Source organism: Sphingorhabdus arenilitoris (assembly GCF_042651485.1).
Taxonomy (GTDB): Bacteria; Pseudomonadota; Alphaproteobacteria; order Sphingomonadales; family Sphingomonadaceae; genus Sphingorhabdus_B; species Sphingorhabdus_B arenilitoris.
In genome coordinates this window covers 14,288-32,837 of sequence record NZ_JBHSDH010000013.1, presented here as the reverse complement: position 1 = coordinate 32,837, position 18,550 = coordinate 14,288, and the positions used below count along the sequence as shown (strand labels likewise).

Genomic DNA, 18,550 nt, shown 5'->3' with positions numbered 1-18,550 from the left:
ATCTGGACACTGGCTTTTACCGCTTCATGATTAATTTGCTCTTCATCATGAAGAGGACGTTGAACCGTGGCTTTAAAAAATTGCTGGACCAATCCGCATCTGAATATACATAAAGCATCCATGCTTCTAACCGCATTGATAGCTTCCGGTCTGTTCACCATAACTCCCAGCCTCGCCGGGACCGTGCGGCAAATTGCGGCCACCGACAATGCGGTGACAATTTATTTTGACGATGTCGTCAACAAAGCCTCGATTTTCACTTTGTCGGGACCTGACCGGATTGCGGTCGATATAGTAGGCGCGACAACCGGTGGTTCGGCCAATGCTGGCGGACCTGTCGCCGCCGTGCGGCAAGGACAATTTGATTCAGATACCGCGCGGATCGTTTTTGATCTTGGCCGCCCGGCTTTAATCACCGGCGGGCAATTTTCCGACGATGGACGCAGCTTGCATCTGAATTTACGCCAAGCAGCCTTTGGCGAGTTTGTCAGCACATTGGGCCGGGGGCGAACAGATATAATCCCACCCCTGAATTTTCGGGCATCCCCGCCCAAGAAACAATATGAGGTGACTGCCCCCATTGGCAGCGGCCGGGATTCTAAAAACCTCCCCAAAATTCATGGCCCTGCGGATGACAGCCTTCCTCTGGTGGTAATCGATGCCGGCCATGGCGGACATGATCCCGGCGCGATCAGCCCGCATAATGGAAAGCGGGAAAAAGATATTACGCTCGCCATCGCCAAATCGATCCGCGAGGAACTGGTCAAATCTGGCCGCGTCCGGGTTGCTTTAACGCGTGATAATGACCGCTTCATCATTTTGCAGGATCGGTTCGGCATTGCGCGGAAAATGGGCGCCAACCTGTTTATATCTATCCATGCCGACGCCGCAGAAAACCCAGAAGCAAATGGAGCCACCGTCTACACCTTATCTGAAACCGCATCGGACCGAGAGGCGCAGAAACTGGCGGCGCGGGAAAATAAGGCGAATATTATCAACGGCGTCAATTTGGGCGGCGCGGATAGCAATGTCTCCTCGATCCTGATCGATTTGACCCAACGTGAGACAATGAATGTATCGGCTGACTTTGCAAAGCTGCTATTGCGCGAGGCAAAGCCGAATATAACGCTGCGCTCCAACAGCCACAAATTCGCATCCTTTGTCGTGTTAAAGGCGCCCGATACACCGTCGATCCTCTTTGAAACCGGCTATATTAGTAATGAAAGCGACGGTGCGTTTTTGGCATCCGCGGCTGGTCAGCAAAAAATTGGCCGCAGCGTTGCCAGCGCGGTACAAGTCCATTTTGCCCGCCGTCTTGCCCGCCGATAAATGATAAAAAGCGGCAAAATGCCCGAATAGAAACTGGACCTGTTCCGCAAATCCGTTAGATATGGCGGGTAATGGACGAAACAGAATCTAATAATATCAGTTATAAACTGACGCGCGAAGTTGGCGGGCTATGGGAAAAGCTGCAGAAAATGTGGCAGCATCCCTGGTTCCGCTGGTTATCCTACATCTCGGCGGCGGGGCTTTTTTTCTTGCTGCTCCTGTGGATTTTTATCATTCGCAACTTGCCGGACACTGATCAGCTGCTCGAATATCAATCGCCGCTGCCGACCGTGGTGCGTGACATAAATGGCATGCCATATCATAGCTATGCCCGCGAAAACCGGGTGCAGTTGGATTACGCCGATTTCCCGCCGCTGTTGGTCCGCGCCTATCTTGCGGCGGAGGATAAGACATTTTTCCAGCATGGCGGCATCGACTATCCCGGTATCGTTAGCGCGGCTTTAGGCAATTTGACCCGAGATGGCCGCCCGGTTGGGGCATCGACAATCACGCAGCAGGTGGCAAAAAACCTGCTTTTGACCAATGAGCTTAGCTATACTCGGAAATTGAAAGAGGTTTTTCTCGCCCGGCGTATTGAATCGACCTTGAACAAACAGCAGATTTTGTCGCTATATCTGAATGAAATTGCGCTCGGCAGGCGATCTTTCGGCGTTGAGGCAGCGGCTCAGGCCTATTTCAACAAAAGTGTCGATCAACTGCAATTGCATGAAATGGCCTTTTTGGCGATTTTGCCCAAAGCTCCTGAAACCTATGGTCGATTGAAAAATGCCGAATCCGCGCTGAAGCGCCGGAACTGGGTCCTGGGCGAAATGTATAATAATGATTGGATCACCGAAGCGCAGTTGGCAAAGGCAAAGGCCATGCCACTTGGCCTCGTCAATAGCAGGTCAAAGGAATATGGGCGCATCGGCGGCTATTTTGTGGAGGAAGTCCGGCGGCAATTAATCGAACGATTTGGCGAAACCGCCGATGAAGGCCGTAACCCCTATAGTGTCTATGCAGGCGGTCTGTGGGTGCGCACATCCATGAATCCTTTTTATCAGGAGCTGACCACAAAAGCATTGCGCGACGGTATGCTGCGTTACCATGGCGGCCAAGGTTGGAAAGGCCCAATTGCAACCATTCCAATGGATGATGGAAAATGGCAGTCGCGGCTGGCCGGATCGAATATCGGTATTGATTATTCCAACTGGCGCGCCGCCGTGGCAATTGGCATGAAGGGGAGCAACGCCGATATTGGTTTTGCCGATGGATCAACAGGATTATTGGTAGGCCGTCCCGCTGCATTAAAGCTAGGCGACATCATCGCGGTCGCGCCGAGCGGGGGCAAGAATTTTGCTTTGCGGATCATTCCAGAGGTTGGCGGCGGTATGGTTGTCCAAAACCCGCTGAACGGCCGCGTACTGGCCGTCCAAGGTGGATTTGACTCGCGCATCTCAAGTTTTAACCGCGCAACACAGGCACAGCGTCAGCCCGGATCGACGATCAAACCATTCGTATATGCCACGGCGCTCGACAATGGCATGACGCCGGCCACCATCATTGTCGATGGACCTTATTGCGTTTGGCAATCGGCATCGCTGGGCCGCAAATGTTTCCGCAACTTTGGCGGGTCGCGGGGCGCGGGGCCCAAAACCATGCGTTGGGGGCTGGAACAGTCACGTAATTTGATGACCATTCGTGCCGCGAGTGATTCCGGTATGGCCAATGTGTCCGAAACCTTCAAAACCATGGGGATTGGCGAATATCCGCCCTACCTCTCGTTTGCATTGGGGGCGGGCGATACAACGGTGCTTAAAATGACCAATGCCTATTCGATGCTGGTCAATCATGGCCGGGAGCTGAAACCCACATTCATCGATTATGCTCAGGATCGCCGCGGTAAGGTGATCTGGCCGTCCAAATGGAAACCATGCCAAGGGTGCAATGCGAAGGATTGGGACGGCCGCGCTATGCCGCGCTTTACCGCCGCCGGTAAACAGTTGATGGATCCGGTTACAGCCTATCAGGTCGTCCACATGCTGGAGGGTGTGATACAGCGCGGGACAGCAACGATATTGCGCGACTTGGACCGTCCTTTATTTGGTAAGACCGGGACTACTTCTGGCCCGACCAATGTATGGTTCGTTGGTGGTTCGCCCAATCTGGTGTCGGGCGTCTATCTCGGATTTGATCAGCCGCGCAATATGGGCGGCTATGCGCAGGGCGGTGCACTGGCCGCGCCTATCTTTAAACAATTTGCGCGTGAGGCGATGGCCGATATGCCCAAAACGCCTTTCATCGCCCCCGCAGGTGCCCGGCTCGTTCGAATCGATCGGACAACTGGCAAGCGCGTATTTGGCGCATGGCCCGGCAATGATCCGAAAAGCGGCGTGATATGGGAGGCATTCAAAGCGGAAACCGAACCCAAAAGGTCGATCCGCAAAGAAGAGATTGCAGCACGGACCGACCGGAAACGTCCGAAATCTGACACCCGGAAAGCCAGCGGTAATCAGGATAACGGCACAAGCGCCGCTGCACCGGCCCCGGTTCAAGGAGCATCGGGCACGAAACGCGACCAAGACTTTATTCAAGAGCAAGGCGGTATTTATTAACGCCCGATCTTGTCGATCTCATTAGACCCATGGAGGACCAACTATGACAGACAAAATGAAAAGCGAGAATGAGGGGATTCAGCTAACCCGCCGGCAAATCATGACGATCAGCGCTTTGGCTGGTGGTATCAGCTTTGCAACGCCAGCTATGGCGCAATTTAAGTTAGGCAAAGCCTTAGGCGCAGCAAAAGATTTGGCTGAGGCCGAAACGCTGAGCGATGAGCAGTTGAAAAGCAATTTTTCCCAAATGGCGGCGGAATATGACCGGCTGAATCCCGTTGCTGGCCCCAAAGATCCCTATGGCAAGCGTATTGCTGCTCTTTCAAAAGGTTTGGAAAAGCATGACGGGTTGGATTTGGACATTAAAGCCTATCTGGTTTCCGACGTGAATGCCTTTGCGATGGCCGACGGGACGATCCGCGTTTTTGCCGGATTGATGGACAAATTCACCGATAATGAAATTCGCTATGTGATTGGCCACGAAATCGGTCATGTGCAGGCAGGGCATAGCCGCAAACGGATGCAGGCAGCGCTTCGGGCCAGCGCACTGCGCAAAGGAGCATCGGCCGCAGGCGGCACCGCGGGTAGAATTGCTGAGGGTGAGCTAGGCGGGTTGATCCAGCAGGTTATGGTCGCGCAGCATAGCCAGAAAAACGAAAATGAAGCCGACGACTATGCGATGAGCTTTATGAAGGGCAAAGGATATGATGCGCAGGCTTGTGTGACGGCTCTGGACAAATTGGCCGAATTGGGAAGCGGCGGCGGCCTGCCGTGGCTGCAAACTCACCCAAGCCCAGAGGCACGCTCCAAAAGGATGCGCAAGCTGGTGTAATAGCTCCAGCGGCGCTGCCATAAAAACCAAAAAGCCCGCTCGGACAACCCGGCGGGCTTTTTTGTTGCCGTTATTTCTTTGACTAAAATTCAACCTTTGGTGCGGATTCCAGCAGAGGGCGATCATCGGCATTTAATTCCCAGAATTCCTGCGCCGTAAAGCCAAAACCGCTGGCGAACAGCACGGCGGGAAAGCTTTCCCGCGCTGCATTATAATCCGCTGCCGCCGCGTTAAAGGCCCGCCGCGATGCAGCAAGCTTATCTTCAACATCGGCCATTTCCCCTTGCAGCGACAGGAAGTTCGTGTTGGCTTTTAAGTCCGGATAGTTTTCCGCAAGCGCAAACAAGCCTTTTAGCGCGCCGGAAAGCCCTGCCTCGGCCTGTGCCATACGATCGGGGCCGCGGGCGGAAATGGCGCTGTTACGGGCAGCGACCACCGCGTCCAGGGTTTTGCTTTCATGGGCGGCATATCCTTTGACTGTTTCGACCAAATTGGGGATTAAATCGTGGCGCTGGCGCAATTGAGCGTCAATATCCGCCCAGCCTTGTTTGCAATTCTGACGAAGGCCCACCAAACGGTTATAAATGAAAATCAGCATGATTGCTGCCAAAATAAGAACCGTAATAATGATCCACATGTTCGCTTTACTCCCCCGTTTTAATCCACCAGATAGACAGGTAAAGTGGTATATCATCTGCAGGGGGAGATGCAAAATATGATTGAATTACCCGATGTAGACAGTTTGTTTGACGGCGGACTGGGTGAATGGCTTGAAGGACAAAAAGCGGCACGGGCGCGCACCGCCGCTAAGCTATTCAAGATCAGAATATGGGGTGTCGCTGCGGCCGCTATTGTTGGCACAATTGCACTGGTAATGGGCTGGGGTACCTTTGGTTATTTTGCAGCCGGTATCATCGGCTTCGGCTTTTTTGCCTATGGGCAACATATCCAGCAGCAGATGGTGAATATCCTCAAACAGGAAATGAACGGATCGCTCGCAAAAGCGCTTGACATTAATTATTCAGTTGATGCTTTCCCCGGTCAGGAATTCAAGACGGCACGCACCTATCGTTTGCTGCCAAGCCATGATGATAGCTATTTTCAGGATCAATGGCATGGCAGCATAAGTGGTACAGATTTCCTGCTCTACGAAACTAGATTGACGGAAGAGCAGGGCAGCGGGAAAGATAAACAGACGGTCACCGTATTTTCCGGTATTGTGCTACGCCTGCAATTCGCGCGCAGTTTTCTGGGGACGACACTGGTCCGGCGCGATGGTTTCAAATTCACCTTGTTCGGCGATAATAAAAATTATGGCGGGGAAAAGCTCGAGCGGATCAAAATGGTGCACCCGGATTTCGAAGATACATTCGATGTATATGGCAATGATCAGGTCGAAAGCCGCTATTTGGTCCATCCGGAATATTGCGAACGGTTGTTAGCGATTGAGCGGGAGTTTGACGGATCGAAAATGACAGCCTTATTCAAGGAAGGCGATATTATTTTGGTAATGAAAACCAATGATATGTTTGAAAGCGCTTCGCTTGATCCGGCGCAGGATCGCGAAAGACTGGGCAAGACAATATCGCAATTTGCTACTATCGCGGCGTTAGTAAAAAAATTGAATGAACGCCCGCGTTAATCCGCGATTATTCACGAAAACCGGCTTTTCATTGCTGGCCTGTCACTTTACATCGGCGTGCATTGCGCTAAGGCGCGGCAATTCATTTTTCATTTGGAGTGTTCCATGCGCGCCGACGCAGAAGGCTTTGTTCAAACTATTGATGCCGCGCTTAATCTGGTGCGCATGTCGCTCGATTGGGAACGAGCGCTCCGGCGGTTAGATGAATTAAACGCGCGGGTCGAAGATCCGACCCTGTGGGATGATCCGAAGGCGGCCGAAGAAGTGATGCGCGAACGCCGCCGCCTCGATAGCGCGATTACAACGGTGCGCGAAATTGACGCGGCCAAAACCGGCACGGTGGAATTGATTGAGCTGGCCGAAATGGAGGGCGATGAGGCGCTGGCGAATGAAGGCGTAGCTGATTTGGAAAAGCTCGCCATTCGGGCGGACAAGGATAAGGTTGCTGCGCTGCTGTCCGGTGAAGCCGACGGCAATGACTGTTTCATCGAAATCCACGCAGGCGCAGGCGGCACCGAAAGCCAGGATTGGGCCGAAATGTTGCAGCGTATGTATATGCGCTGGGCCGAGGCGCGCGGCTATAAGGTCGAAATGATGGAATATCAGTCGGGCGATCAAGCGGGAATTAAGACCGCCACGATGCAGATAAAGGGCGAAAATGCCTATGGCTATGCCAAGACCGAAAGCGGTGTGCACCGGTTGGTCCGCATTTCGCCCTATGATAGCGCGGCGAAACGGCACACCAGTTTTTCCTCTGTCTGGGTCTATCCCGTGATTGACGATAATATCGAAATTGACATTAATGAGGGCGATTTGAAAATCGATACCTACCGCGCGTCGGGCGCCGGCGGGCAGCATGTTAACACCACCGACAGCGCAGTGCGGATCACCCACAAACCAACGGGCATCGTTGTCGCTAGTCAAAATGACCGCAGCCAACATAAAAACCGCGCCACTGCGATGGGAATGTTGAAAGCGCGGCTGTATGAGGCCGAGCTACGCAGGCGAGAAGAAGCGGCGGGCAGCGAGTATGAAGCCAAAACCGAAATTGGTTGGGGGCATCAGATACGCAGCTATGTCCTGCAACCTTATCAACAAGTGAAGGACCTGCGCACCGGCGTCGTCAGCACCGCGCCCTTTGACGTGCTCGACGGTTCGCTCGATCCCTTCATCGCCGCTGCGCTGGCGCAAAAAGTCACAGGCGAAGCGGTCGATGTGGATGATAACGATTAACAAGCCGCGTGTATGATGCCGATGCCGCATATGTTGCCGGATAACGCCTTACACCGGCACTATCGCGACGAAGGCGGTTATGCCGATTGTTATCATGTGAAGGTCAGCACGGTTGTTACTCTGAACGAATTTGTGCAGGCGTTTTACACCAGCCGCTTATTCAAATTTGAACGGCTGATATTGAGGTTGTTGATCGCGAAGCCCTCGACCGATCATCAGGCCCGGCTATTGGCCCATGGTGAAATAGAAAATTTCTCGGCCTGGACGGTCGAAACGCGGAGCGAAGGGCAGCTCCTTATGCGGGACTATAAGGGTATGACCTTGTCTTGGTTCATGGTGACTGAGGATCAGGGCAGCAAGCTATTTTTCGGCACAGCAATAGTGCGAGCCAAAGGCAACGGCAGCCGTATTCCCCGTTTATTTTCGGCAACATTATGGTTCCACAAACTATATTCACGCGCTCTGCTTTGGTCCGCCGTGCGTAATCTGCCAACCACCTAAAGCCCTGCCTCTACGGCGATCCTAACTGCATCGGCGGCGTTTGACGTTTGCAGCTTTTTGAAAAGCAACATCCGGTGCATTTGCACGGTTTTTTCGCTCAATGACAATTGATAAGCAATTTGCTTGGTACGAAAACCAGCAGCCATTTTCTGCAAAATCTCTTTCTGCCGGGGCGAAAGGTGGCTCACAATTTCAACGGCATTTTGATGACGGTTGACCGACGGAGCGTCGGCGTCCTCGGGCAATTCAACCTGTGATCCGATGAAATATTCCAAGACACCATCATCATCAAAAGCAGGGGCGATCAACACCGCGTTGCGGAACGGCGTGCCGTCGCGTTTATAATTGAGGAGCTCGACCAGAACCGGCTTTTGTGCGGCTATGCCTTCCCGCAGTTTTTCCGTTAGCCAAGGCTCCGTCCCCTCGCCTGCCAAAAATTTGCAATTGCGGCCGATTATCTCTTCCTCAGGATAGCCGGTCAGCTCTGAAAAAGCTTTATTGCTCGCAACGATAGGATTATTTTTTTGACGCGGGTCGCTAATGACAGTGGCTATCGGACTATGTTCGATAGACGCCAAAATTGGATTTTTGCGATTTCCACTTTTCAATTGTGTTCCCGTTGTCATGTCAGCGTCTAAGCTGAACCAGTTTGGCGGAAAAGGCAACGGAAACATTGATTGTTTTTCACGGTCAGTAAAACAACATTTTTATTGCAAGGCCAAACGGTGTCCGGGGGCGCCTGCTGTGATATTTTTATCCACCCAATATACTTGCCGCAAGGAATAAGCGGTGCTACCACCGTAACAGCTGCATTCAAAAGGAATGTATTTGCTGAATTAAGCCGCTTAATCATCTGATATTAGCAGCGGCGCATTACAGGTTGAAGCTGCATGAGGTATATTATTTCCACCATGGCTGTCCCGCAAAGGGCCGCCGCATGGTATGGAAGTAACGCACGCGCGAAAAGCGTCTGCTATGCCCGTCCAGCCAAAGCAATTTTCATAATAACAAAACAATCCCGCCCCTATTATTCATCCGGCTTACCAGCTGGCACGGGCGGACTTAACCATAGAGATGGCAGGCTACGGTCTATGGCTGCGGCACGCGCCATCCGGAGAAAAATAAATGACAACGCGTATGTTAATCGATGCGCGGCACCGGGAAGAGACCCGTGTCGCCGTCGTCACAGGGAACAAAATTGAGGAGTTTGATTTTGAATCTGCTGAGCATAAACAGCTCAAAGGCAATATTTATCTAGCAAAAGTAACACGGGTCGAACCGTCGCTTCAGGCGGCATTCGTTGATTATGGCGGCAACCGTCATGGTTTCCTCGCCTTCGCCGAAATCCACCCTGATTATTATCAAATACCAAAGGAAGATCGCGAACGACTACTTGCCGAAGAGGCAGAGGCAGCCGCCGAAGAAGCCGCGCTGCGTGAGCAAGAAGAGGAGGAAGGCGACGAGCCAGCCGAATTGATGCGGTCAGAAGCCGTTGGCGACGAAGATAGCGATGTCATCGAAATTGACGATGACGACAGTGTCGACACGATTGACGTGAGCGAGGGCGAAGAGCCCAAGTTGGATGATGAAAATTCCGACGATGATGACGATGCTGGCGATAATGAAGACGGTGAGGCAGACGCTGAAAATAGTGAGAATGGCCGCGAACGAGGCCGGGGCCGAAATCGCCGGGGACGTGGCGGAAAAGGGAACAATGCCAAGAGCGGCAAACCCGGCCGGGGCAAAGCAAAGGCCAGCGATGAAGCCCGCGCAAAGCGGATGAACATTCGCCGCCGCTATAAAATTCAGGACGTCATTCACCGCCGTCAGGTTCTGCTCGTCCAAGTCGTGAAAGAAGAGCGCGGCAATAAAGGTGCGGCTCTGACCACCTATTTAAGCCTGGCGGGACGCTATTGCGTGCTGATGCCCAATACCTCTCATGGCGGCGGGATTAGCCGCAAAATCAGCAGCGCATCCGACCGTAAAAGGTTGAAATCAATCATTTCGGATATGACCCTGCCCTCCACCATGGGCTGCATCATCCGCACGGCGGGCCTTGCCCGGACTAAACCAGAGATCAAGCGGGACTTTGATTATCTCGCCCGGCTTTGGGATGGGATCCGCGAACAAACATTAAGAGCGTCCGCGCCCGAATTGATCCATTCCGACAGCGACCTGATCAAACGAGCCATTCGGGACATTTACAATCGCGACATTGGAGAAGTCATTGTCGAAGGCGAGGATGGTTACCGCGCGGCCAAGGACTTCATGAAGCTGCTGATGCCCAGCCATGCAAAACGGGTGAAACAATATGCAGATGCCGTCCCGCTGTTCCAGCGCTATGGCGCAGAAGATCAGTTGAACGCGATGTATCACCCGATTGTGCAATTGAAATCAGGTGGATATATCGTCATCAACCCGACCGAGGCGCTCGTTTCCATCGACATTAACTCGGGCAGATCGACCAAAGAGCATGGCATTGAACAAACGGCGCTATCGACCAATTTAGAAGCCGCCCGCGAAATCGCTCGTCAATTGCGTTTGCGCGATATGGCCGGATTGGTCGTGATCGACTTTATCGACATGGAGCATCATTCGAACAACCGTAAGGTTGAACGCGCAATGAAAGAGGCGTTGAAAAATGACCGCGCCCGGATACAGGTCGGCCGGATTTCTAGCTTTGGCTTGATGGAAATGTCGCGGCAGCGCCTACGCACTGGCGTGCTAGAGGCATCGACCCGCGAATGCCCGCATTGCGAGGGCACAGGATTGGTCCGCACCGAAAGCTCCTCTGCATTATCCGCCCTTCGCTTGATCGAAGATGAAGCGGCGCGCGGTAATGGGAGCCAGATCCAACTGCAAGCCAGCCAAGAAGCCACAATTTACGTGCTCAACAACAAACGTGCGGAGCTCGCAGAAATCGAAGAACGCTATCATGTCAGCATCTCAATCATTCCCAATGGTGAGGATGAGGGCGCAAAAATGTCGGTCAGCTGTTCAGGGCCAAAGCCCGACCGTCCAAATTTGCCTGCCCCAATCATCGACCTTGTCGAAGATGATGAGGATGAGGAGGAAGAAGACGGCATCAACGATAGCACCGATGACGTCCAAGAATCCGCCAGCGACGAGACGCAGGCAAACGGCAATAAGCGCAAACGCCGCCGAGGACGACGGGGCGGGCGCAACCGTGACCGCCGAAATCGCGACGAAGATGGCGCTCAAAATGAAGCTGCGGCCGACGGTGAGAGCAAACCTGCTGAAACAGCAGAAGCAAACACGGACGATAACAGCGAAGAGAAGCCAAGAGCCAAACGCTCGCGGCGCGGCCCTAGGGCGAAGGCCGCACCTGAGGTGGACAGCGCCGTTGCTGAAGCCGACAATGCGGGTGAAGGCGAGCAAGTAGTGACGGAAAAGCCGAAACGCCGCCGCACTCCGGCAAAGGCCAAAGCAGACGCCGCAAAAAGCGCTGAGGTAGCTGCCGAAACCAGTCAGCCGGAAGCTGAAATTGCGCAAAAGCCGAAAGCCAAGCGCCCGAGCCGAGCAAAAGCAAAAGCGGCCGTAGAAGGTGAACCGGTTGCCGCAGACAAACCGGTCGCCACGCGGAAGCCTCGCAAAAAGGCCGAACCCAAGGCGGCTGCGGAGACCGATGAGGGCGCATCCGCAACCGAAAAAGCGGCTCCCAGAAAGCGCGCATCGCGGGCAAAAAAGACTGAAGCTGCATCGGAATCCGTTACAGCCTCTGAACCGGCAACCTCGGATGACAGCGACAGCAAAGACCAAAAACCATCACGCAGCGGATGGTGGCAGCGCACATTTGGTTAAATGCATCTGTGGCCAAAGGCCTTATTTGACATAATAAAAGCCCCGCCGGTTTTCCAATCGGCGGGGCTTTTCATTTCTTCATTGCGTGTTCAGCTACGGCGCGTCATGTTATGCGTTATGAACCTACCCCTCTTTGCAGCCATGCGTGCGGCAATCACCTTGTTGCTTCTCATCGTGCTGTCCGTTCAACCGGCAATGGCGCAATCCATATTGCGCGATGCGGAAACCGAAGCTTTTTTCGATGAAATATCGGAACCATTGATCCGCGCCGCTGGCCTCAATCCCAATAATGTTGACATTATCTTGGTTAATGATCGGTCGATCAATGCCTTTGTCGCGGGCGGACAGGCGGTTTATATTCATGTCGGCCTGATCGAAGCCGCCGATAGCGCTAATGAGGTTCAAGGCGTAATCGCACATGAATTGGGCCATGTGGTTGGCGGTCATGCGGTGCGTTTTGGTGAAGGCTATAAAACTGCCACAGGAATTAGTATATTGAGCCTGATCCTGGCGGCAGCCGCCATCGCGGCAGGATCGGGCGAAGCCGGCGCCGGGATATTGGGTGCGGGCCAACAGGCAGCGCTGGGCAAATTGCTTGCCTATACACGCGGTCAAGAAGGTGTGGCCGATGCGTCTGGCGCGGAATATCTTTCGAAGGCAGGGATTACCGGTAAAGGTTCCATCGCTTTTTTTAAGAAGCTTCAGAATTTCGAATTTCGCCTCGGCATCCCGCAAGAGGATAGCTATAACCGGACACACCCGCTGTCGGGCGAGCGTATTTCTGTATTGCAGGATACGTATCAAAAAGATCCTGCATGGGAAGCGGTCCCCAACCCGAAATGGCAAGAGGATTTCTTGCGGATAAAGGCAAAGCTGCTCGGCTATATTGATGATCCCAACCGCACCTTGCGCACCTATCCCGAAACAGATCAAAGTATCCCAGCCCGCTATGCCCGCGCCTACGCATGGCATCAGGCGGCCTATCCGCAAAAAGCATTGGATGAAGCGCAAGCGTTATTGGCGATAGCGCCTAAAGACCCCTATTTCCTTGAGCTTTACGGGCAGATATTGCTCGAATCCGGCAAACCCGCCGAAGCGATCACACCGCTGCGTCAGGCCACAACGCTGACCAACAATCAGCCGCTCATCGCCGGGATTTTTGGTCATGCCCTAATTGCGAGCGAAGATAGCAGCCGATTGGAAGAGGCCGAACGCGTGCTGAAAGCGGCGATTGTTAAGGATAACCGAAACCCATTCGCATGGTACCAATTGGGTGTGGTTTACGCAAAACGCGGCGATGAACCTCGGGCCGCGCTTGCCAGCGCAGAGAGAAGCCTGATGATCGGTGATCCTGACGCAGCCCTGCGCAATGCGCAAACCGCGATGGCCGGGTTGAAAGAATATACGCCGGACTGGATCCGCGCGCAGGACATCAATCTGGTCGCGCAGGCGCAATTGGAACAATTACAAAAACAAGGAAAGAGGCGATTGCGTAGCGGGGTGACTTTCGATAATCCCCGCGCATGACCGAAACCAAAAACGCGAGCCGCCTGCCCTTTTACCTGTTACTGATCGGCGTTTTTTTGATCAGCAGTTTTGCCGTGTACATCTATCAAAATAGGAGCAGCGCGGCGAGCAGCGACAGCAGCGCCGCATCGAAGGATGCCGATGACGCGGTCGCCGCTGCCGGAATGAGCGATGCTGAGCGCAAGGCAACCGAGGCATTGGTGCGGGCCTATATCCTCGAAAATCCCGAAATCATCACCGAAGCAATCGGCGTGCTGCAAAGCCGGGAAATGGCGCAGCGGCTCGAATCCGTTGGTGACGCGATCAAAACTCCCTTTGCCGGCGATGTCGCGGGCAACCCCAATGGCGACATCACTATTGTCGAATTTACCGATTATAACTGCGGCTTTTGCCGGCAAACGGTGGCCGATGTCGACCAGTTGTTGAAATCCGATGGCAATATCCGCCTGATCTACCGCGAAATCCCAATATTAAAACCATCGAGCCGAACCGCCGCGCTATGGGCATTGGCAGCGGCAAAGCAGGGTAAGCATGACGCCTTTCACCGCGCGATGTTCGCCGCTGGAAAACCCGATGACGCCACCATCCGAAAAGCAGCGCAAAATGTCGGCCTGGATATGGCCGCAGCCGAAAAATTTGCCAGCTCCGCCGAGGCCAATGCGGAGTTAGATAATAACTTGGCGATGATGCAGCAAATCGGATTTAACGGCACCCCGACCTTCATCATTGGCAATCAGATTATCGAAGGTGCGCAAGGATTTGACCGGCTGAATGCCGCCATCAAAAAAGCGCGTGAAAGTAAAAGCTGATCAAGGGTCCGGACCCTAAGTCAGCGGTTATTTGCGGCCCATGGCTACAACATACCATTCAACGCTGCCCTTGCGGCTGGCGGGCGGCTTTGCATGTTTGACCACCGTGAAATTGCTTTTCAATAATTTCAGCAATTCACCATCAGTGCCGCCGGCGAAACATTTGGACACAAAATGACCGCCGGGCATTAATGTTTGAATAGCAAAATCTGCGGCCGCCTCAACGAGGCCCATTGTGCGCAAATGGTCGGTTTGTTTGTGACCAACTGTATTGGCCGCCATATCCGATAGGATCAGGTCCGGCGCAGAGCCCAGCGCGTCTGTCAGCAAATCGGGCGCATCATCCGCCATGAAATCCATTTCAAACAGCGTGACGCCCTCAATCGGATCGACGGGCAGCAAATCAATGCCGACAACCGCCGCTTTGGGGCGCAGCCGCCGAACAACCTGCGCCCACCCACCGGGCGCAACGCCCAAATCGACGACCGCCTTACGCCCGTCCAGAAAATGGAATTTATCGTTTAATTCGGTTAGCTTAAACGCTGCGCGGCTACGATATCCCTCGGCTTGCGCTTTTTGCACATAGGGATCGTTCAATTGCCGCTCCAGCCAGCGAGTCGATTGCGCCGTCCGGCGTTTCGCGGTCTTCACCCGCTGTTTACCAGCCACGCTGCGGTTAGAGATTTTGCCGCCAAAGGGAGTTTTTGCCATTTTCGCGATCGCTCCTATGGGTGCCGTGATTTCGGGCCGCTGCGTTTTTCGTCGCTGGCCATTAATGCACGTAAAATACCTTCTCTTATTCCCCGGTCGGCAATACCGAGCCGTTCACCGGGCCAAATATCCAATATCGCTTCCAATATCGCACAGCCAGCAACAACCAAATCGGCGCGTTCACGGCCAATGGTTGGAAATTCGGCGCGGCCGTCGGGGCTTCGGCTTGCAAGTTCGCGGCTAATCTCGCGCATCGCGTCGGATGGCAAATGCAACCCGTCAACTTGTTTGCGGTCATAATTGCGCAGGCCCAAATAAACGCTGGCCAATGTTGTCACCGTGCCCGATGTACCCAAAAGCCGCAAATCGCCTCGATCATTTGGCAAACGCTCCGCAAATTCAGCAAAGCTGGCCAACACCTTGGCGCGCATGGCGGCATAGCCAACCCGCCGTGCCTGCTCATCTTCCTGATCGAAAGGCTCGCTTTCGGTCAAGGACACAACGCCCCAAGGCACGCTGACCCAATCAATAATTTGCGGAACCACCCCATCTGTGGATACCAGCACCAATTCGGTTGAGCCGCCGCCAATATCAAATATCAATGCGGGTCCATCACCCGGTTCCAGCAGCGCATGGCAACCCATCACTGCCAAACGCGCTTCTTCCTGCGGCGGAATGATGTCCAGCACTATTCCGGTTTCCAGCCGCACACGTTCGATAAATTGCGCGCCATTCACCGCTTGCCGGCAAGCCTCCGTGGCGACCGACCGCGCCAATGTCACATTCCGGCGCTTTAACTTGTCAGCACATACCGATAGCGCTTCGACCGCGCGGTCCATGGCTTCATCGCTAATCTTTCCCGTGGCGGTCAAACCTTCACCCAGCCGAACAACACGCGAAAATGCATCAACAACCGTAAACCCATCGGCCCCGGCACGCGCAATCAGAAGCCGGCAGTTATTGGTGCCAAGGTCGAGCGCAGCATAAGCCGAGCGTCCGATCCAGCTGCGGCGCGGATCAAAGGATTCGGATTTGCGCGATTTTGGGCTTCGGCCATTACCGCCATTATGGTCGGCGTTTGAATTCCGAGCGAACGAACGCGGCTTTCCCGTTTCAGGATCAGCCTTTTTTTCTGCCGCTACCGCGAACGTGTCCGGCCCTATTGAGCCAGCTTTATGAGCCGCATTTTTGCGACGGGCGCGTTTCCGCTTTTTCCCGCCGCGACCATTTTGCGGCGATGGTGCGACGGGTTCGCCCATGACCGTACTCATTTCTTATCTTCTATCCAAAACGCAAACCGCTTTGGTACCTGACCGACAAGCTAAGCCGAACCGGTTAATAATTCAACTTTATTGCGCAAATGGGTCGCATTTCATGCGCAGGTAATTGATGAAAGGGTTGACAATCCAGCATGGCACACCCATTTGCAGCGCGATATTCCCCGGTCGTCTAACGGTAAGACTACGGACTCTGACTCCGTCTATTGAGGTTCGAATCCTTACCGGGGAACCATTTCCTATATGGCGAAAACAATTGGCATTGACGCGATACCGACGTTATTGGTCGCCTGCTCCGTCATATCGGAGTTCGAGATAGCGGTCGCGGATGGCGAGCTTATCGAGTTCGCCGCGTGCAATCTGACCGGTTACCGTTTCAATTTCACGGTCGATCAGCTTCAACCCGCTAACCAGCTGCTCCTCGGGGGTTTTGCCTTTATTATCCTGCTGCTTCAAACTGGCAGGGATACGTTTATAGCCATTGACCAGTTCGGGCAAATGTTCGCCGACCAATTTCCGCACTTCACGGGCCGCCGGATCATTTTCGTTCAGGGTTGATAGCTGCGGCGCCAATTGGTCGAGGCGCACGCCAATATCCTGCATAATTTTTACCGCTGGCGCTGGTAACAGCGGCTGCTGCGCTTCCAGCCAGATTTCGGTCTTACCAGCCAATGTCTCCAAATCGCTATGCTTCAAGCTTTCCGTGGTGGGCATGGGCATATCGGGATAGCGCATCAACACAAATGCAGCCGCCGCGCCCGCAATGCCGGTGATCATCACCCCCCAAAATCCGATGCCGTCAATCACTGCGCCGACAATGCCCGCGCCAATCAACACCGCGCCCACAGCCAGCGCAGCATTGCGCACCTTGCCCCAAAAATGCGCTTTGCGCAGCGCGCGGGCTTTCATACCAATAGGCACCGTTTTTTGGGCACGAAGCGAATTGGAAGCCGCCCGGATAATCTCATCGGATTGTGACGCGATATTGTTCAAATTACCCCTCCAACGCGCTCAACAATTTACTCTCGCTCCCACTGCCCAGCCCCTGTGCCTGGCCTTCGGCTCTCGCGATATAGCCTTTGGATTTCTGAAGTTCCTGGTCGAGCGCTTCGGATGTTTGCTTCATATGATCGAGCGCTTTCAACTTGAAGGTATCGATCGCATCCATCGTATCGTAGATATTCTGAAAAGCGCGGCTCAATGTCTCGAGCGGTATCGTGCTGTTGGCGGCTTGTTCATGGATCGCGCCGGTATTTTCGCGCAGCAGATTGCCCGTGCTATCGATCAGATTAGCGGTGGTTTCGTTGAGCGCGTTAATCTGACTCAGCACCAACCGCTGATTGGTCATCGCCTGCGCGACTGTAACCGCAGTGCGCAATGCTCCGACGGTCGTGGTTGACGCCCGGTCGACACCTTTGACCAGCTCCACATTATTCTTTTTAACTAAGTCGAGCGCCAGATAGCCTTGCACCGTTACCGCCATTTGGGTGAGCAGATCCTGAGTACGCTGACGCACATAAAATAGTGCGGTTTCGCGCACGGCTCTCGCCTTTTTCGGATCGGATGCGTCAAGCTCTTCGGCTTTTTCCTCCAGCTTCCCATCCAGCTGTTTCGACATGACGATCATCTGTTCCAGCTTGCCCATCGACGCCCACAAATTCTGACGCTCCACATCAATTGCGGCATTATCCATCAGCAATTCGTCTTTGCCATTGGCAAGCCGCTCCAAGATCGAACTGATATGCGTTTGCGAGCTTTGATAGCTGTCAAAATAATTCCGCAGCTTATTACCCCACGGGATAATGCCGAATAATTTTTCCTTGCTCAGCAAATCGCCTTTTTTCGAAGGATCGAGGTCCTCCACCGTCCTGCGCAATTCGGCCAGATCAGCGCCGACGCCGCTGCTGCCGTCCATTGTCCGAATGGGTTTGTCGAGGAAACGGTTGCTTTGCCCCGCCGCCTCCATAATTTCCTTACGGCCCATATTAGTCAGCTGATCGACGCGCTTGCCAAATTCCGGGCTATTCACATCTTGCGCGATCAAATCTTCGATATAAGCCTCAACCCGTTCTTGAAGCTTGGTTTTTTGCTCATCAGTTACCGGAACCAGGCCTGCTGATTTTTCGGCCGTAACCACAGGCACCGGATCGGGCGGGGTTAACTTCAAATCAGTTTCGGTGGCAGTCTTGGTTTCTGTTGACATAAATCCCTCTTCCTAATGGGCAGATTTCGCTGTTTCTGCCAAGATGGAG

The 18,550-nt window shown here is 53.7% G+C and carries 15 protein-coding genes and 1 tRNA gene; 10 read left to right on the top strand and 6 right to left on the bottom strand.

The annotated features are described in order from the left end of the window. Positions 1–120: 120 nt before the first annotated feature. The 3 genes from ACFOWX_RS04230 to ACFOWX_RS04220 all read left to right on the top strand — a co-directional run bounded on the left by ACFOWX_RS04230 (position 121) and on the right by ACFOWX_RS04220 (position 4,776). Positions 121–1,329 (top strand): N-acetylmuramoyl-L-alanine amidase, encoded by a 1,209-nt coding sequence (locus ACFOWX_RS04230; protein WP_381424906.1) that lies wholly within the window; start codon positions 121–123, stop codon positions 1,327–1,329. Between the two features lie 71 nt (positions 1,330–1,400). Then, entirely contained in the window at positions 1,401–3,944 is a 2,544-nt protein-coding gene (locus tag ACFOWX_RS04225) for a penicillin-binding protein 1A (protein WP_381421642.1), read from the top strand. A gap of 43 nt (positions 3,945–3,987) precedes the next feature. Continuing rightward, positions 3,988–4,776, top strand: coding sequence for a M48 family metalloprotease (locus tag ACFOWX_RS04220; protein ID WP_381421640.1), 789 nt, complete (start codon positions 3,988–3,990; stop codon positions 4,774–4,776). Positions 4,777–4,858: 82 nt separating this feature from the next. Here the strand turns inward: ACFOWX_RS04220 and ACFOWX_RS04215 are convergent, their stop codons facing one another. Then, positions 4,859–5,413, bottom strand: a complete 555-nt coding sequence (locus tag ACFOWX_RS04215) for a LemA family protein (RefSeq protein WP_381421638.1) — start codon at positions 5,411–5,413, stop codon at positions 4,859–4,861. Positions 5,414–5,491: 78 nt separating this feature from the next. On the opposite strand from ACFOWX_RS04215, the gene ACFOWX_RS04210 reads away from it, so the two are divergent. The 3 genes from ACFOWX_RS04210 to ACFOWX_RS04200 all read left to right on the top strand — a co-directional run bounded on the left by ACFOWX_RS04210 (position 5,492) and on the right by ACFOWX_RS04200 (position 8,152). Beyond that, the gene (locus ACFOWX_RS04210) at positions 5,492–6,418 is read left to right on the top strand and encodes a DUF3137 domain-containing protein (protein ID WP_381421636.1); all 927 of its coding nucleotides are present in this window, start codon (positions 5,492–5,494) and stop codon (positions 6,416–6,418) included. Between the two features lie 105 nt (positions 6,419–6,523). Beyond that, entirely contained in the window at positions 6,524–7,651 is a 1,128-nt protein-coding gene (gene prfB, locus ACFOWX_RS04205; RefSeq protein ID WP_381421634.1) for a peptide chain release factor 2, read from the top strand. 12 nt (positions 7,652–7,663) lie between these two features. Continuing rightward, a complete protein-coding gene (locus tag ACFOWX_RS04200) occupies positions 7,664–8,152 on the top strand; it encodes a hypothetical protein (RefSeq protein WP_381421632.1) in 489 nt (162 codons plus the stop codon). On the opposite strand, the gene ACFOWX_RS04195 is transcribed toward ACFOWX_RS04200, so the two are convergent. Then, the gene (locus ACFOWX_RS04195) at positions 8,149–8,778 is read right to left on the bottom strand and encodes a LuxR C-terminal-related transcriptional regulator (RefSeq protein WP_381421630.1); all 630 of its coding nucleotides are present in this window, start codon (positions 8,776–8,778) and stop codon (positions 8,149–8,151) included. The genes ACFOWX_RS04200 and ACFOWX_RS04195 overlap by 4 nt on opposite strands. A gap of 499 nt (positions 8,779–9,277) precedes the next feature. On the opposite strand from ACFOWX_RS04195, the gene ACFOWX_RS04190 reads away from it, so the two are divergent. From ACFOWX_RS04190 to ACFOWX_RS04180, 3 genes are all read left to right on the top strand, one after another. Beyond that, entirely contained in the window at positions 9,278–11,974 is a 2,697-nt protein-coding gene (locus ACFOWX_RS04190) for a ribonuclease E/G (protein ID WP_381421628.1), read from the top strand. Between the two features lie 117 nt (positions 11,975–12,091). Then, on the top strand, positions 12,092–13,501 hold the full coding sequence (locus ACFOWX_RS04185; RefSeq protein WP_381421626.1) for a M48 family metalloprotease: 1,410 nt from the start codon (positions 12,092–12,094) through the stop codon (positions 13,499–13,501). After that, entirely contained in the window at positions 13,498–14,310 is an 813-nt protein-coding gene (locus ACFOWX_RS04180) for a DsbA family protein (RefSeq protein WP_381421624.1), read from the top strand. The genes ACFOWX_RS04185 and ACFOWX_RS04180 overlap by 4 nt, the downstream gene beginning before the upstream one ends. A 27-nt stretch (positions 14,311–14,337) precedes the next feature. Here the strand turns inward: ACFOWX_RS04180 and ACFOWX_RS04175 are convergent, their stop codons facing one another. Together ACFOWX_RS04175 and ACFOWX_RS04170 are read right to left on the bottom strand one after the other, a co-directional pair. Then, complete coding sequence (locus ACFOWX_RS04175; protein ID WP_381421622.1) at positions 14,338–15,021, bottom strand: RlmE family RNA methyltransferase; 684 nt, start codon at positions 15,019–15,021, stop codon at positions 14,338–14,340. A 14-nt stretch (positions 15,022–15,035) separates the two neighbouring features. Continuing rightward, positions 15,036–16,280: a Ppx/GppA phosphatase family protein gene (locus tag ACFOWX_RS04170; protein ID WP_381421620.1), complete on the bottom strand. Its 1,245-nt coding sequence runs from the start codon at positions 16,278–16,280 to the stop codon at positions 15,036–15,038. Positions 16,281–16,459: 179 nt separating this feature from the next. On the opposite strand from ACFOWX_RS04170, the gene ACFOWX_RS04165 reads away from it, so the two are divergent. Beyond that, positions 16,460–16,533 (top strand) — tRNA-Gln (locus tag ACFOWX_RS04165). Between the two features lie 44 nt (positions 16,534–16,577). Here ACFOWX_RS04165 and ACFOWX_RS04160 read toward each other — a convergent pair. Continuing rightward, positions 16,578–17,291: a hypothetical protein gene (locus ACFOWX_RS04160; RefSeq protein WP_381421618.1), complete on the bottom strand. Its 714-nt coding sequence runs from the start codon at positions 17,289–17,291 to the stop codon at positions 16,578–16,580. A 1-nt stretch (position 17,292) separates the two neighbouring features. Continuing rightward, a complete protein-coding gene (locus ACFOWX_RS04155; RefSeq protein WP_381421616.1) occupies positions 17,293–18,501 on the bottom strand; it encodes a toxic anion resistance protein in 1,209 nt (402 codons plus the stop codon). Positions 18,502–18,550 lie beyond the last annotated feature (49 nt).

Bases quoted from the DNA above. Each gene is read 5' to 3' on its own strand.
- ACFOWX_RS04220 (WP_381421640.1), top strand. From the start codon at position 3,988: ATGACAGACAAAATGAAAAGCGAGAATGAGGGGATTCAGCTAACCCGC.
- prfB (WP_381421634.1), top strand. From the start codon at position 6,524: ATGCGCGCCGACGCAGAAGGCTTTGTTCAAACTATTGATGCCGCGCTT.
- ACFOWX_RS04195 (WP_381421630.1), bottom strand. From the start codon at position 8,778: ATGACAACGGGAACACAATTGAAAAGTGGAAATCGCAAAAATCCAATT.
- ACFOWX_RS04215 (WP_381421638.1), bottom strand. From the start codon at position 5,413: ATGTGGATCATTATTACGGTTCTTATTTTGGCAGCAATCATGCTGATT.
- ACFOWX_RS04200 (WP_381421632.1), top strand. From the start codon at position 7,664: ATGATGCCGATGCCGCATATGTTGCCGGATAACGCCTTACACCGGCAC.
- ACFOWX_RS04190 (WP_381421628.1), top strand. From the start codon at position 9,278: ATGACAACGCGTATGTTAATCGATGCGCGGCACCGGGAAGAGACCCGT.
- ACFOWX_RS04180 (WP_381421624.1), top strand. From the start codon at position 13,498: ATGACCGAAACCAAAAACGCGAGCCGCCTGCCCTTTTACCTGTTACTG.
- ACFOWX_RS04175 (WP_381421622.1), bottom strand. From the start codon at position 15,021: ATGGCAAAAACTCCCTTTGGCGGCAAAATCTCTAACCGCAGCGTGGCT.
- ACFOWX_RS04230 (WP_381424906.1), top strand. From the start codon at position 121: ATGCTTCTAACCGCATTGATAGCTTCCGGTCTGTTCACCATAACTCCC.
- ACFOWX_RS04170 (WP_381421620.1), bottom strand. From the start codon at position 16,280: ATGGGCGAACCCGTCGCACCATCGCCGCAAAATGGTCGCGGCGGGAAA.
- ACFOWX_RS04185 (WP_381421626.1), top strand. From the start codon at position 12,092: ATGAACCTACCCCTCTTTGCAGCCATGCGTGCGGCAATCACCTTGTTG.
- ACFOWX_RS04225 (WP_381421642.1), top strand. From the start codon at position 1,401: ATGGACGAAACAGAATCTAATAATATCAGTTATAAACTGACGCGCGAA.
- ACFOWX_RS04210 (WP_381421636.1), top strand. From the start codon at position 5,492: ATGATTGAATTACCCGATGTAGACAGTTTGTTTGACGGCGGACTGGGT.
- ACFOWX_RS04155 (WP_381421616.1), bottom strand. From the start codon at position 18,501: ATGTCAACAGAAACCAAGACTGCCACCGAAACTGATTTGAAGTTAACC.